Source organism: Streptomyces sp. NPDC040405 (genome assembly GCF_055595765.1).
Map to the genome: position 1 here is coordinate 57,763 of NZ_JBVIVI010000019.1, position 14,188 is coordinate 71,950.

The 14,188-nt window shown below is 69.9% G+C and carries 16 protein-coding genes and 1 pseudogene; 14 read left to right on the top strand and 3 right to left on the bottom strand.

Annotation, left to right across the window (positions count from 1 at the left end; genetic code table 11):
- Positions 1–329 precede the first annotated feature (329 nt).
- The 11 genes and pseudogenes from ACZ59A_RS41600 (at position 330) to ACZ59A_RS41650 (ending at position 10,182) form a co-directional block, all read left to right on the top strand.
- Entirely contained in the window at positions 330–1,766 is a 1,437-nt protein-coding gene (locus tag ACZ59A_RS41600) for a sensor histidine kinase (RefSeq protein WP_470970217.1), read from the top strand.
- A gap of 44 nt (positions 1,767–1,810) precedes the next feature.
- A complete protein-coding gene (locus tag ACZ59A_RS41605; protein ID WP_470970219.1) occupies positions 1,811–2,335 on the top strand; it encodes a roadblock/LC7 domain-containing protein in 525 nt (174 codons plus the stop codon).
- A 29-nt stretch (positions 2,336–2,364) separates the two neighbouring features.
- The gene (locus ACZ59A_RS41610) at positions 2,365–2,709 is read left to right on the top strand and encodes a DUF742 domain-containing protein (protein ID WP_470970222.1); all 345 of its coding nucleotides are present in this window, start codon (positions 2,365–2,367) and stop codon (positions 2,707–2,709) included.
- A complete protein-coding gene (locus ACZ59A_RS41615; RefSeq protein WP_470970224.1) occupies positions 2,702–3,313 on the top strand; it encodes a GTP-binding protein in 612 nt (203 codons plus the stop codon). The genes ACZ59A_RS41610 and ACZ59A_RS41615 overlap by 8 nt, the downstream gene beginning before the upstream one ends.
- Positions 3,310–3,870, top strand: coding sequence for a GAF domain-containing protein (locus ACZ59A_RS41620; RefSeq protein WP_470970227.1), 561 nt, complete (start codon positions 3,310–3,312; stop codon positions 3,868–3,870). The genes ACZ59A_RS41615 and ACZ59A_RS41620 overlap by 4 nt, the downstream gene beginning before the upstream one ends.
- A 69-nt stretch (positions 3,871–3,939) precedes the next feature.
- Positions 3,940–5,187 (top strand): acyl-CoA dehydrogenase family protein, encoded by a 1,248-nt coding sequence (locus ACZ59A_RS41625; RefSeq protein WP_470970229.1) that lies wholly within the window; start codon positions 3,940–3,942, stop codon positions 5,185–5,187.
- Between the two features lie 458 nt (positions 5,188–5,645).
- Positions 5,646–5,999, top strand: a pseudogene (locus ACZ59A_RS41630) (DUF6082 family protein); the annotation flags it as partial.
- Between the two features lie 196 nt (positions 6,000–6,195).
- Positions 6,196–6,348 (top strand): DUF5999 family protein, encoded by a 153-nt coding sequence (locus ACZ59A_RS41635; protein WP_470970231.1) that lies wholly within the window; start codon positions 6,196–6,198, stop codon positions 6,346–6,348.
- Positions 6,309–6,518 carry a hypothetical protein gene (locus ACZ59A_RS41640; protein ID WP_470970330.1) on the top strand — a complete coding sequence of 70 codons (210 nt, stop codon included), beginning with the start codon at positions 6,309–6,311 and terminating at the stop codon, positions 6,516–6,518. Before ACZ59A_RS41635 ends, ACZ59A_RS41640 begins: the two co-directional genes overlap by 40 nt.
- Complete coding sequence (gene fxlM / locus ACZ59A_RS41645) at positions 6,515–7,801, top strand: methyltransferase, FxLD system (protein WP_470970234.1); 1,287 nt, start codon at positions 6,515–6,517, stop codon at positions 7,799–7,801. Before ACZ59A_RS41640 ends, fxlM begins: the two co-directional genes overlap by 4 nt.
- Positions 7,802–8,121: 320 nt before the next feature.
- Positions 8,122–10,182, top strand: a complete 2,061-nt coding sequence (locus ACZ59A_RS41650; RefSeq protein WP_470970236.1) for a tetratricopeptide repeat protein — start codon at positions 8,122–8,124, stop codon at positions 10,180–10,182.
- 405 nt (positions 10,183–10,587) lie between these two features.
- Here the strand turns inward: ACZ59A_RS41650 and ACZ59A_RS41655 are convergent, their stop codons facing one another.
- The 3 genes from ACZ59A_RS41655 to ACZ59A_RS41665 form a co-directional block, all read right to left on the bottom strand.
- Entirely contained in the window at positions 10,588–10,926 is a 339-nt protein-coding gene (locus tag ACZ59A_RS41655) for a hypothetical protein (protein WP_470970238.1), read from the bottom strand.
- 4 nt (positions 10,927–10,930) lie between these two features.
- Entirely contained in the window at positions 10,931–11,371 is a 441-nt protein-coding gene (locus tag ACZ59A_RS41660) for a hypothetical protein (RefSeq protein WP_470970241.1), read from the bottom strand.
- 207 nt (positions 11,372–11,578) lie between these two features.
- Positions 11,579–12,007, bottom strand: coding sequence for a hypothetical protein (locus ACZ59A_RS41665; protein ID WP_470970243.1), 429 nt, complete (start codon positions 12,005–12,007; stop codon positions 11,579–11,581).
- Positions 12,008–12,157: 150 nt separating this feature from the next.
- Here ACZ59A_RS41665 and ACZ59A_RS41670 point away from each other — a divergent pair, with 150 nt between their 5' ends.
- The 3 genes from ACZ59A_RS41670 to ACZ59A_RS41680 all read left to right on the top strand — a co-directional run bounded on the left by ACZ59A_RS41670 (position 12,158) and on the right by ACZ59A_RS41680 (position 14,077).
- The gene (locus ACZ59A_RS41670) at positions 12,158–12,607 is read left to right on the top strand and encodes a DUF4158 domain-containing protein (protein ID WP_470970246.1); all 450 of its coding nucleotides are present in this window, start codon (positions 12,158–12,160) and stop codon (positions 12,605–12,607) included.
- A 110-nt stretch (positions 12,608–12,717) separates the two neighbouring features.
- Positions 12,718–13,389: a recombinase family protein gene (locus ACZ59A_RS41675; RefSeq protein WP_470970248.1), complete on the top strand. Its 672-nt coding sequence runs from the start codon at positions 12,718–12,720 to the stop codon at positions 13,387–13,389.
- Between the two features lie 232 nt (positions 13,390–13,621).
- Entirely contained in the window at positions 13,622–14,077 is a 456-nt protein-coding gene (locus ACZ59A_RS41680) for a hypothetical protein (RefSeq protein WP_401989029.1), read from the top strand.
- Positions 14,078–14,188: the final 111 nt, after the last annotated feature.

The window sequence follows — 14,188 nt, forward strand, 5'->3', positions numbered from 1 at the left end:
CGGTGATCCCACTGCGCACTGTGTGCTGGTCCACTGGTCCCGGGAGCGCTTGATGGTCACAACGATGGCGATGCCGTTAGGCGGATCTGGCCGTCGTGCCACGCCGACCGATAGCGGATCTGGAGGCACAGCGCACCGCTAGACCGGGCCACCGGGGACGACCGACCCCGTCAGCCGACTCCCCCGCCGGTTGCGGAACCGTCCCCGGTGGCCCCCCTTCCCGTTTCGTGTCGAGTCTCCCGAGGAACCTCATGCCTGACCGCAGGTCCCCCGCTCGCCCGGCCGCGCACCGGCGCGGCCGTCGTCGCCGCCGATCAGCCGAGCAGTTCGTGCACGAGCGGTTGCGGACCGCGGTGATGATGCCCCTGCTGGTCGTCGCAGTGGACCTCGGCGCGGGCTTCATCGCCTCGCTGGCGGTGCCTGTCCGAGCCGGGCTACTTCTGGCCTGGGCCGGGGGCGGTGTCCTGGCGGCCGTGGCCGTGGGCTGGTGGAGGGCCCGGGTGGTGGCGGGGGAGGTATGGCGGCGGCAGGCCCTTGCCGCGGACCAGTTGATGACCTCGGTGCAGGCTGTGGAGGTCTGCGTGGACTGGACGGCGCAGGAACTCCGGCAGGGCGGCAAGCCGCCGGTGCCAGAGCGTGCCGTCGCTTCGCGGGACGATGACCCCTTCGCCGCTGTCGACCACGCGCTCGCGCAGCTGCAGAGGCATGTGGTGCTGCAGGTGATCCGCGCTCATGAGCGGTCGCAGCTGGCACTCCGCCACGCCATGTTCCGCCACATCGCCCGCCGTGAATACGTGCTGGTGTCGCATCTGCTCAACGCGCTGGAGGACTTGCAGAACCAGATCAAGACGGCCTCGCTGCTGAATGAGGTCTTCGAGATCGACAACCACGCCGTGCGGCTGAAGCGTCTGGTGGAGAGCCTGGCCATTCTCGGTGGCGAGTCCGCCAGCACCGTACGTCGTCCGGTGACGATCACGAACATCCTGCGCGGGGCGGTCCAGGCAATCCGCCAGTACGAACGCGCCCGGGTCGTGCCCAACCCCCGGAATGCCGTTCTCGCCCTGCCTGGCCATGTCGCTCCCGATGCAACCCACCTGCTGGCGGAGCTGGTGGAGAACGCCACCGAGTTCTCCGACCCGAGCACACAGGTGCAGCTGCGCGCCGAACGCGTCGCTGCCGGCCTGGCTATCACGGTCGAGGACCGGGCCCGGCCCATGCCCCCGCACCTGCGGGACAAGATGAACCGTCTCATAGCCGCCCCCGAGCACGTGGACGTCAGTGCGCAGCTGGAAGACGGACGGATCGGCCTGCTGGTCGTGGGGCTGGCGGCCCAGCGCCACCGCATCCACGTCTCCCTTTCTCCGAACCCCGCTGGCGGGACGACCGCGCACATCGTCATCCCGGAGACCCTGCTCGTGGAGGCCGAGCCCGACCCGGTGCTGGAACTGGCCGAATCAGCCGTCTCGCGCCAGCCGGTCAGTTCCCCGGCACCCGCTCCCGCGCCGGTGGGGTCTACGGCCAACGGGCTCCCCAAGCGCAACCGTCAGACACCGGCCCCCGGCACGCAGGCCCCGGGCCGACAGCGGCAGAAGCTTCCCGTGCGCAAACGCACGGAGCCTTCCCCCTCCGAAACCGCAGGGAGGGCTTCAGCCGAGGGCACGCCGACCGTGACGGACAACCCCGGTCTCGCTGGTGCCTTCCGCCGGGGCGCACAGCTCTCCCGGCAGGAAGGCACGCCCAGCACGCGGCATGCGCCGGACCAGTGACCTGTGCCCCCGACCGGGGGCCGCCCGATCTCAGGAGCCCATTCATGACCCATACGTCCTTGCCCAACACGGCCCCGGACAACCCGCCGCACGAGCTGGAGACGCCTTACGAGCAGATGGGGTGGTTGCTGGACCGCTGCGTCGAGCAAGTGCCCGGCATCACGCACGCCCTTCTTTCCACGAAGGACGGGATTCTCCTGCTCCGCAGCACCTTCATGAGCAAGGACTGGGCGGACCAGATGAGCGCGGCCATCTCCTCACTCGCCTCGCTGGCCCGCGGTCTCCCCGGGCCCAACGGCGAGACGTGTCACTCCTCGGCGATCGTGATCGATCGCCCGGACTCCCTCTTCTTCATCATGGTCGCTGGCCAGGCCCAGCGCTCCGCGGTCTCCACTGAGCCCTACCACGAAGGCACGGTCGACACCGTGCTCGGCGTCGTAGCCGCTCCCGACGCGGACGCCTCCGTCATCGGCTACGAGATGGACCAGCTGATCAAGGGCTTCGCCCACTACATGCAGACGCCGGTCCGCCAGGAGCCATACGGCGCCACCGCGGCCGGCACTCCGTGATGTCTCCCGCCGACGGGGGACCGTGGTGCGTGGTCGACCGCGTGAGCGTGCGGCCGTATGCGGTGGCGGGCGGCCGCACCCAACCCCGCCACCCCTTGAGGATGGAGACGGTGCTCGAACCCGGGGCCGAACACCCGACCGGCCATCTTCCGCCCGAGCCGAAACGCATCGTCGCGCTCTGCCGCATCCAGCGGCGCTCGGTCGCCGAGCTGGCCGGGGAACTGCAACAGCCGCTCCCGGTCGTGAAGGTCCTGGTCTCCGATCTCCTGGACGCGCACGTGCTGCTGATCCCCGCCACCGACTTCTTCAGCACCGACCCCCAGGTCCTACAAGCCGTGCGCGACGGACTGGAAAGGCTCTTCCCCGATGACTAGGACGGCTGATGCTGCCGGTGGTGTGAGCCAGCACGTTCAGAAGATCGTGATCGCAGGAGGATTCGGCGTCGGCAAGACCACCTTCGTCGGTGCGGTCAGCGAGATCACCCCGCTGAGCACCGAGGAGCACCTGACCGAAGCCAGCGCCGCCACGGACAGCGTGCGGGGTGTGGAGGCCAAGCACAGCACCACCGTGTCCCTGGATTTCGGCCGCATCACCTTCGACATCGTCCCACCCCTGGAACTGCTCCTCTTCGGCACGCCGGGCCAGTCCCGTTTTCAGCATTTCTGGGATGACCTGACGTCAGGGGCGATCGGCGCCGTGGTGCTGATCGACACCAGCCGCCTGCACAGCAGCTTCGCCGCTGTCGACCACTTCGAGAGACGCCACCTCCCGTTCGTCATCGCCGTCAACGAGTTCGACGGGGCCGAGCGCTACGGCGAAGACGAGATCCGTGACGCGCTGAAAATCGACCCCGAGGTCCCCGTCGTCTCCTGCGATGCCCGCTATGACCGCTCAGCCGCCCGCGTGCTCAAGATCCTCGTCGAGCACGCCCTGATCAACCCGATCGCCGCCCCTGCCGCATTGGACATGCACTCGTGACCACCACCGATGACCCCGACATCCTCATGGCCAGCCCGGGCCAGGACCTCACCCAGCTGCGGGACCGGGAGTACCTGCTCGGCCGCCACGGTGTGACCACTGCCGCCGACGCCCGCTTCGACGCCATCGCCACCCGGCTGGCCCGCGTGACGGCGTTCCCCTACGCCATGGTGAACTTCGCGCTGAATAAGCAGCACTTCGCCGGTCTGCACAATCCGCCGCCCGACAGCGGTCTGCCCATCGTGGGCCGGGACATGGACATCCGGCACGGCTGGTGTCCCCACGTCGTGCGCCGCAAGCTCGGACTCCCGCTGCACAACGTCCACGCGAACCATCGCTACTCCGGCAACCACGTAGCTGATGCCATCGGCATCAACTCCTACTTCGGCGAGCCGCTCATCTACCCGAAAACCGGCATCGTCTTGGGCACCGTATGCGTGATCGACACGGTCAAACACCCACTGGAAGACGCCGACCTGATCATGGGGTTCGTCGAGGACTACGCGGCCGAGGTCATGGACGACATCCTCGCGCGGCCGGTCCGCACCACGCCGTAGAGCACCGGGCGGTTATCCGCACCCGCTCATCCCTCCTGCTCCGCCTCCACCCCCAGGAAGGGAACGAACATGCCCGCTTCCTCCCACCCCTACCTGACCGACGACCACCAGCGCCTCCAGCAGCAGGCCGAGGATTTCGCCGCCGCCGGCATCGCACCGCTCGTACCGCAGATGGAGGCCCGCGGTCCCCACACCGACCGCGAGATGCGGCGCATTTTCAGCGAAACGGGGTGGCTCGGTGTGCTCATCGATACGGAGTGGGGCGGCATGGGCAAAGGGCACGTCGCCAAGACCGTGCTGCTCAGCGCGATAGCCCGGGCCAGCGCCGCCGCCGCTGCCCAGCTCCAGGCATCCATCCTCGGCTCTGCCCCGATCGACGAGTTCGGCAGCGACGAAATGCGGAAGACGTGGCTGCCCGAGATCGCGACCTGCCGGATCTGGCCGACCATCGCGGTGACCGAACCCGAGACAGGCAGCCACCTGCAGGGGATGACTACCACCGCCAGCCCCAAAGGCAAGGGCTACGTCCTCGAAGGTGAGAAGGACTTCGTCGGCAACGCGGCGATCGGCGATGTCCACTGTGTGGTCGCCCGCACGGGCGAGCCCGGCGACCGCAAGGGGCTGACGGCCTTCCTCGTCGAGAAGGGCACACCCGGCCTGGAGGTCATCCACCGGCCCGTCAACGGCTTGTACGGGTTCTCCGTCGACGGCCTCCGTCTGAACCGGGTCCACGTCCCCAGGACCCACATCATCGGTGAACTCGGCGACGGCCTGGACATCGCGCTCCTCTCCTCGGTCGTCTGGGGACAGCTCAACCTCGCCGCCGTCGCACTGGGCATCCACCAGCACATCCTGGACACGACCACCCGGTGGATATCCACTCGGGAGCGCTACCAAGGACACCTCTCGGACCTGGAACCGGTCCGGCACCGGCTAGCCGAGATGAAGCATCGGCTGATGAACGCCGAACTGGTCGCCTACCACGCATCGCACCTGCTTGAGCAGGGCCAACCGTGCGACGCATGGCTGATCAACAGCAAGCTCACCAACACCCGCGCAGGCGTCGACTCCGCGGAGGACGCCAAGCAACTCCACGGCGGCCACGCCGGACGCATCGGCAACCCCTGCGAGCAACTGCGACGCGACATCGACCTCATCAACGCCCCCGCCGGGCCCACCGACATCCAGCTCAAGCGCCTCGCCCAGTACGTACTGGACCCCTCCCGCCCCGAGTGGTCCGCACAGCACACCGCGCGCCGCCGTCGCCGACGGGGCGAGCTGGCATCGTCGGCGCCCAGCCGCAGAGCGTCGACATGAACAACCCCGCCACCTCACCGACCACCCGGAACGGGCAACCGGCCCCGCCACCGCCGGAACCCGGCTCGACGTCGATCGCGGCCGCCAGCCCCGACAAGACCGAGATCCTCGCGAACGTCGAAACGGCGCTCGGCTGGAACCTGACGGGTCCCAGCCGAGCATTCCCCGCGGACTCGCACGCCGGACGGGGCGCGATGACCACGCTCGGCGAAGCGCCGCGGCGGCTGCGCCCCCTCGCCCCCAGCCAGCCCGCCACGGGCGGCCCGGGCCCAGCATCTGGCCCGCCTCATCACGGAACTGCTCCGCGCAGTCGAAGAGGTCGGCCAGGAACAGGCGCGTACGCGCCGACAGACACACCACGATGAAAGGCATCAACAGATGAAGACCGCCCACGCTGTCCTCGTTCTCGCCGCCGTAGGAGTCGCCCACATCGCACAGAGGCAGGCGCACCAGCGGCAGCAGGCCGAACCCAGCTCCACCAGGACTGGCTGACCCAGCTGATCGAGCGCCCGGACCTCGCGGTGGAGTGGGGTCTGGAGGGGACAGACAAAGAGGAGATGGTGCGGATCCTCAGCGCCAATCAGCAGGTCTCCGCCCTGGGCCTGCGGTACCGGTTGGGTCTCCTCCCCGGGCCGCGGCTGCCCTTCGTCGCGGCCGCGTTCATGCGGACCCAGATCGGCCAGGACTACTGGGACAAGTGCAGCGCTTACCGCCTAGGAGAGGCGGCGGGCGACACGAACGCCGAGCAATTCTGCCAGGCCCTAGAGAACGCGCGGAAGGCCCTCCCAGTCACCGAGCCCGCGGGTGTCTGACCCGCGAGACGGCGGGCTCCACACGCCGCAGCGCGTGCCCGCCACGTAGACCGCCGTCCGGCGGACCGGTGCCCGTGCCCGGACCGATCGGACGGCCCAAGCGCCCCGGCGCGGGGCCTCCTCGAAATCCCCCGTAGAGGAGCGCCCCGCGTCGGCCTAATGCCCACGATACGAAGACCCCGCCCAGGAGCCCCGGATGTGTGACCGCCAACCACCCTGCCCGTCAGCGGATTCCTCCGACCGGGATGCCGCCGCGACCGTGGCGTACCACCTGCAGCAGGGCTGGTGTGTTAACTGCACCAATCTTCCATGCGGATCGGCTACCTGCCGCAGGGGGGCCGCCGCATGACCCTGCTGGCCGTGACCTGGAACCTGTTCCTCGGCGGCGTAGATGGCGCCTCGGAGAAACGCCTCAAGGCGCAGGCGGAGATCCTGCACGACCTCAACGCCGACATCGTGTGCCTGCCGGAGTACGGGCGGATCATCGCACCGCAGCGCCCCGGGCAGGCCGCCGCATGAGCAGCACTCCACCAGCCTCCGCGACGCCGGGGCTGCTCCGCCTGATGGACCGGCTGCGGCGGGGCCGGATCGCCGATTCGGACCACGCCGAGAAGCTGCGCGCCCGCCTGGTTGACGAGCTGTGCGCGGACGGCACGATCGTCTCGCCTGCGGTCGAGACGGTGATGCGCAAGGTGCCACGGCACGGTTTCCTGCCCGGGGTCTCTCTGGAGTTGGCCTACGACGCCGACGCGACGAGTGTTTTCCAGGTCGATGGGGCCGGGGTGCAGCTCAGCTCGGTGTCCTCGCCGCGTGTCCATGCGGTGATGCTGGAGCAGGCGCAGGTCGATCCCGGCACGAGGGTGCTGGAGATCGGGGCGGGCGGGCTGGGCGCCGCGTATCTCGCCGAACTCGCCGGTGTGGACGGGCAGGTGACGACTTGCGACATCGATCAGGAGGTGGCCGATGTGACCGGCTGCCTGCTGGTCGGGACCGGCTACCCCAAGGTGCGGGTGCTCCACGAGGACGCGTACGGCGGACCCGTCCCCTTCCTCGGCCCGGTCGACGTCATCGTCGTCACCGTCGAAACCTGGGACATCCCTTGGGCGTGGGTCGATCAGCTCAGGCCCGGCGGCCGCCTCGTGGTGCCGCTGCGACTGAGCGGCCTGACCCGCTCCATCGCATTCACCCGCGCAGAGGGGCACCTGCGCAGCGAGTCCGTGCGCGTCGTACGGGGGCTGGGGCCCATGCGGGGCGCGGGCACGCCCGGCGGGGGGCGGGTTCGCGTCGGCGGCATCCCGGAGATCGAGCTGCACTTCGACGAGCGACCGCCCGGCGACGTGAAGCTCGATGACCTGTCCCAGACGGATGGTGGTGTCGAGGTACTGACCGGAGTGACGGTGAGCGACCGTGAGGGACTGGACGGCCTGCACCTGCATCTGTCCATCACCCTGCCCGGGGTCTGCGCCATGTCGCTCGACGCCCCTTTCGACTCCGGCACCGTCACGCCTGGTGTGGGCTCCTCCCTCGCCGCCGTCGAGGGCGAGTCCTTCGGCTACCTCACCCGCCGCAGCCGGGGCGACGGCGAGGCCGAGATCGGCTTCCACGCCCTTGGCCCCGGCGCCGCGGACCTCGCCGAGAAGGCCGCCAGGGAGGTACAGGAGTGGGCGCTGCTGTGGCGCGGCGGCCCGGGCCCGGCCATCGATATCTATCCGGCGCACACTCCCGATGACCAGATCTGTGGTGACCGGGTTATCGAGAAGGTGCACTGCCGGATCGCTCTGGACGTCTGCCCCACGGCGTAGCGGCCGCCCCAGCACCTCTGTCCCCGTACACCGCGATGCGCGGGAACAGGAGGACCCCCAGCGCGCAGGCCCGGAGCCGCTTCGCCCCCGCTGCACCCCCGTTCCTGCGCGCCGGGGCCTATCCACCCATCAGCACCACCACGATCGCCCGGGAAAGGGCCCATGTCTGATCACTTCGAGCGGCAGCGGCAAAGGCATCCTGAGCCGGTTGCGCGCGTCGTCGCCTGTCCGGGCTCCGGTGAGCCCACGATCCGACGGGCCGCCGGGCCGCTCGCTCGTGGGCTGGGGCGCGTCAGCAGCCGCGACCGGGGGCTGACGGGGTGACCACCAACCAGATCGCGGGCGGACGGTTCGGCAACGTCGTACAGGCCGGCACTGTCCAGGCCGTACACCTCCACCCTGCGGCCCCGGCAGCGCCAGCGGTGCCGCGTCAGCTGCCGCCAGTCACGGGCGCGTGGGTGGACCGCGAGAGCGATCTGAAACAGCTGACCGCCGCCATCGAGGACCGCCTACCCCATACCTCCGTCCTGGTGGTGATCTCCGGACGCGGCGGCGTCGGCAAATCGGCGCTGGCGACCCGCTGGCTGGCCGCACGCAGCGCGGACACCCCCGACGGCCAGCTGTACGCCGACCTGACCGCGACCGACAGCGCGTATGCCGCTCCGATGCTGCTGCGGCAGTTTCTGCGTGCGCTCGGGCACCCTCCCGCGGCGGATGCGACCGCGGCCGAGCTGACCAGCTGGTGGCGCACGCTGACCGCTGCCCGACGTCTGGCGGTGCTGCTGGACAACGCCCGGGACGCCGAGCAGATCCGCACGCTGCTCCCCGGCGGCGAAGGCCACCTGATCGCGGTCACCGCCCGCCGCCCGGTGACCGATCTTGTCGGCGACGGCGCGCGCCTGCACCCGCTCCAGTGCTTCACCCCGGACGCGTCCGCGGATCTGCTGGCCCGGCTCCTGGGCGCCGACCGCGTCCGTGCCGAGCCCGACGCCGTCCGGGCCCTGGCCATCCGGTGCGGACACCGTCCGCTGGAACTGTGCGTGGCCGCCGCCCGGCTGGCCGGGCACCCCCATCTGCCCGTGGCGACGGCCACGGCCCAACACGAAGGGATCTCCGTCATCGAGGACTCCTACGCCGCCCTGCCCGAGAGCACGGCGCGCACCATCCGGCTGCTCACCTGCCTCCCGGTGAACGACATCGACATCGACGGCGCCGCCGCCGCGCTCGGCTTGAGGTGGCAAGCAGCGGCCTTCGAGCTGACGGCACTCGCCGAGCTGCGGCTGCTGGAGGAACGCGGCGACCACCACGGCCGCGCTGTCTACCGTCTCCCCGACACCGTGCGCCGCGACGTACGGGCCGCCGCGCAGCAGGAGGAGAACGAGGAGGAGAACGAGGAGGCATTGCGGCGGTGGCTGGACTGGCTGCTGGAGACCACCAGCCGGGCCGAGCGCCTGCTCACCCCCTCGCACCGCCAGCTCGACCGTGACGTGGTCCACCGGCCGCAGAACCCGGCGCCGTTTGGGGAAGAGGAGGGGGCTCGCGGGTGGCTGGCCGCCCACCTGGGCGACTTCGAGCCCGCCGTGACGGCCGCCGAGGCCCACGAATGGGACACGCTGGTCTGGCAGCTCCCGCACGCTGGCTGGCCGCTGTGGCGCTCCGTACGGCCGCTGGAACTCATGCTGGACCTGCACCGGCGGGGCCGGGACGCCGCCCGCCGCTGCGGGCACCGCGCCGCCGAGCGGGAGATGCTCACCACCGGCGTCATCGCCCTGCGCGGCTTGGACCGGTACCCCGAGGCGCTGAAGTGGTCGCACGATGCGCTCGTGCTGGCCCGGGCGGATGAGGATCCACGCAGCGAGGCGCAGGCCCTGCACGAGCTGGGGGTGTGCCACCGTGCGCTGGGCGACGGCGCGGCGGCCGTCGAGGCCCTGACCGACGCCATCGCCATCCGTACGACGATCGGCTATGCCCGCGGGGTGGCCCTCTCCCAGCTCGTGCTGGGGCAAGTGGCCCTCGATGGTGGCGATACGAAGACCGCTCTGCGCGAGCTGGAGCGGGCCCGCCGGGGCCTGCGGGCCGAGGGCGACATGCTCGACAGCGCGCGGGCGCTGGCGTACCTCGGCCGGGTCTTCGCGGCGGCGGGGGAGTACGACCACGCCGAGGCACTTCTCGACCAGGCATGCGGCGAGTTCCGCGCCGTGGAATCGTCCGTCTGGTACGCCCGCGCACTGGAGATGTGGGGGCACACCGCCGCCGACCAGGGCCAGCACGGTCGGGCCCGGGAGAAGTTCGCCCTCGCCCTCACCTTTGCCGAGCCGGGAAGCCCCCATGACGCCGAACGCATCCGCGCCCTGCTCCCCACCACCGGTGAATGCTCGTAACCCTGAGTCCTAGTCCTTCAACCTGGAGGGAGACCCGTGCTCACAGCCACCAGATATCCGGGCCTCGAAGCGGCCTACCTCGCTCTGCTGAGACAGGTGTCCGACGATCACGAGCAGCGCATCAACGCCCCCGCGGCAACTCTGCGCGGGAGGTGATCGGCGCCAGCTTCCAGCTGCCGGAGCCGCGCGAGCGGCTGCCCTACCTTGGCACAGCGCAACCCTGGCCGACGACGTGACGGTGTACCTCACCACGGGAGCGGTGTACCGCACCAAACCCGTCGCGACCTCCACGCCGCCCAGCCACTGAGAGGTCCGGGGGTTCGGCGCCTCTACGCACGCCGAACCCCCGGGACTTCATCGGAGAAGCTGGATTCTGCGGTCGGCCCTATCTGGGTTCGCTGTGCTCTAGCCGTGATCGGCTGCGTCGGTCTCCTGGCGAACGTACGCGGCGGCGCCGTCAAGACTCATCCATCGAGGGTCGGTGGCCGGGATTTCACCGCGGTGGGTGCCGTGTTGAGCGTCGTGTGCAAGGAGCATCACCGCCGCCTGCTGGGCCTCTGCGGTCGCTGCGGTGTCCTCGGGCACGTAGGCCAGGTGTCGCTGATTGACCGCAGCCAGGCGCAGGCGGTACTCACGCTCCCGCTCCGGTCGAGTGGTACCGGCGAGGTCACTTATCCAAAGCTGATCCGCCAGCTTGCGCACGGCCACCGTCTCGGTCATCAGGTCGAATAGCTGGTCATCCATGCCTTTACCGTCCCTTCTCGCCACTGGCGATGATCAGAGCAGCGACAAGTTCCCAGACGTGGTGCCACGCCTGGTCAAGCTGAAAGTTACCGCCGAGTACCTCGTCGCCCATGTCCCAGAATGCCTTCTTCCCGAGGCGGCCAGCCAGGTTCTTCAATGGGGCTCGGCGATCCGCGAAGTAGTGCGTCGCCCCCGACACGGCGAGTCCGGCCAAGACCCGGCTGGGCCGGTATCGGGTGCCGGTGGCTGCGGCCCCGGCGAGCAGTGTCACAGCCTGGAGGCCGACGTACGACGCGACGTGGGCCGCACATGCCTTACGCCCCTCGGCGGAGGTGCGCACTCGTCCTTCCGAGTCCAGGTCGCCGTCGTGCCACCCCTTGGTCGTGGCCTGGCTGTGGGTCTGCCCCCAGGTGTCTGCTCCGGCACCGGCTGAACGTAGTGTCATGTAAGCGAGGGCCGTCTTGCTTGCCCGGTGTTCCTGCATGATGGGTATGGCTCCTTGTTTCGTTTGGTTCGGGATGGGAGTCCCGGGCGGCCGGTCTGCTGTGGAGGTAGGTCCGGCCGCTTCGGTTCTGCGTGGAGGACGGTTCGATGGTGGCCCAGGCCCAGGGGGAGGGTCTGCCCTCGCTGTGCACCGAGAGCGTGACGCCGGTCACCGGGCGGTGGATGGGGCGCTGGTCCCCGCCTCGCCCTCGTCATCGGGTTCCAGGAACTTGTCCACTGCCTGCCTGCTCATCTTGGCCCGCCGGGCCAGTTCGGCCTGGTTGTCGCTCATCCCCGGCTCGTCCCAGCTGTGGACCTGAAGGAGGCGCGCACGTACGGCCGCCTGCGCGTTCTTGGACGCGTTCATGGCGTTGACGCGAACGTCTCCGAGGTCGTTGAGTTCGTCGTACAGGCGCTGCCGCAGCTCAGTTCGGTGTTCCCTGAGTGCTTCGACTGTGCCCAGCAGTTTGAGCCCTTCGGTCGTCGCGGTGGCGGCTTCCCGTTCCGCGAAGCGCTTCAGGGCGTCGTCGTTCGCATCCGCTGAGAGGCGGCCGGCCATCTCGTGCCCGCGGCGGCTGAACCAGAGGCTCGCGTCCATCGGGGTTCGGGCGCTCGCCTGGTCGGCCCCGGCGTCCTATCCCTGACCCACGGTGCAAAGTAGCCGTCGTCCCTCGGCCTCTCCCCGTTGCTTCGCGCCCGGCCCCTTCGTTAGGCCGAACGAGTTGTCGGCGGAGGGGCGGGGACGTTCATGCGGCAGGAGTGGTCACCCGAGGACGTGGTGGCGTGCTGGACGCCGGTAGGCCCTGACTGGGAGCTGGTTGCGAACAAGTCCGGGCCGACGCGGCTCGGGTTCGTGCTGATGCTGAAGTTCTTCGAGCTGGAGGGCCGGTTCCCCCAGTTCGTGGAGGAGTTCCCGCAGGCCGTGGTCGACTACGTGGCCGACGTGGTGAAGGTGCCGGCGGGGGACTTGGCGAAGTACGACCTGTCGTCCCGCTCGGCGAAGGGGCACCGTACGCAGATCCGCGAGGCTCTCGGGTTCCGTCCGGCGACCCGGGCGGATGAGGAGCGGCTGACCGGCTGGCTCGCCGATGAGGTCTGCCCGGTGGAGCTGGTGGAGGACCGGCTGCGCGAGGCCCTGCTCGTGCAGTGCCGCAGCGACCGCGTCGAGCCCCCGGGCCGTATCGAGCTCGTTTTCTGAAGATCACCGTGCGGGGGTCTCCGCACCCCCGCACGGCCTTCAAAAAACCCTTCAAAAACCTGGGCCGTTCAAGAACTCCAAACCACCGTTTTCTGACATGATCTGGCGTCATGAGTGACCTCCCGGAGCCGTCTGGCTCCCCCGAACTCCTCGTCGCCGAGCCGCTGGTGCGGACCGAGATCAAGATCGGGTACGCACGGGTGTCGACCGGCGGACAGAAGCTCGAACGGCAGATCGACGCTCTGACCGCAGCCGGGTGCCGCAAGATCTTCGCGGACAAGAAGTCCGGCAAGACCGACCTGCGCCCGGAGCTGAAGGCGTGCCACGCGTTCCTCGACGCCGGCGACACCCTCGTGGTCCCATCGCTCGACCGTTACGGCCGCAGCCTCCAGGACCTCATCAACATGGTCGCCGCACTGCGCGAGCGCGGCATCGGCTTCACCTCGCTCCACGAGAGCCTCGACACCACCACCCCGGGCGGAAGGCTCGTCTTCCACGTCTTCGCCGCCCTGGCGGAGTTCATCCGCGAACTCATCGTCCAGGGCACCAAGGAGGGCCTCGCCGCAGCCCGCGCCCGAGGCCGCGTCGGCGGACGCCCCACCGTCGCCACCGAGGAAGTCATCAAGGCCGCCCGCGACCTCCTGCCCGACCCCGGCCGCTCCATCACCTCGATCGCCAAGCTCCTGAACATCTCCCCAGGCACCCTTTACAACCACATCCCCGACCTACGCGAACTACGCTCCGGCGCCGTCCCCCACCAGCTCGACGCCGCGGGGCGGTGACCCATGCCGATCCGACCCGAAAACCGCGACCGGTACCCCGCCGACTGGAAGGCGATCAGCCTCCGCATCCGCACGGTCCGCGCCGTCGCGGCGATGCGACGGTCCCAGTCACACCCATCACACCAGTCACGAATTTGCGCATCTGTGGTCAGAAAGACCGGCTTTCGTCAGCCGAGCGAATAACAGGACGGGACGGCGCGGGCCGTCCGGCAACGACGATGAGGAGGACGCCATGACGACGCTGCACCCCACGAGGCTCTGGCGGGGGCCGGACGGACTGCACTGGATCGAGACCGGCGAGGACTGGTACGACCGCGAGAAGGAGCGCCGGGTCTACCCGCTCACCGAGGCAGTCCAGGACCCGGACACCGGTCGGTGGACGGCCTCCCCCACTGGCCACCGCCGGCGCACGGTGGCCGGACCCCCGGCCCTCGCCGGATATGCCGAGGTGTCCGCCGATCCCCTCGCCGACCCCCAGGTCGCGCGCCTTCACCAAGCGGTGGAGCAAGTGCTGGCCGACTACGAACAGCAGGCCGGGCACCCGCACCCCGACATCGCCGAGCTCCGCGCGGCGTTCGAGGACGTGGCCGCCATGCCGGAGCAGCTACGACGCCGCAGCGCCGGCCGCGCAGCCCAGGCCGCGAGCAGCGGGTTCCACCGCGGGCGCAGCAGCCGCAGGAGGGGCTGATCGACCAGGCCCTCCTGCGCCGGGGCCGAAGCCCGCCGTACCGCCCTCGAAGCCTCCGGGCAGCTGACCTTCGAGCTGTAGCGGCTACCTTGCACCGTGGGTCAGAGATAG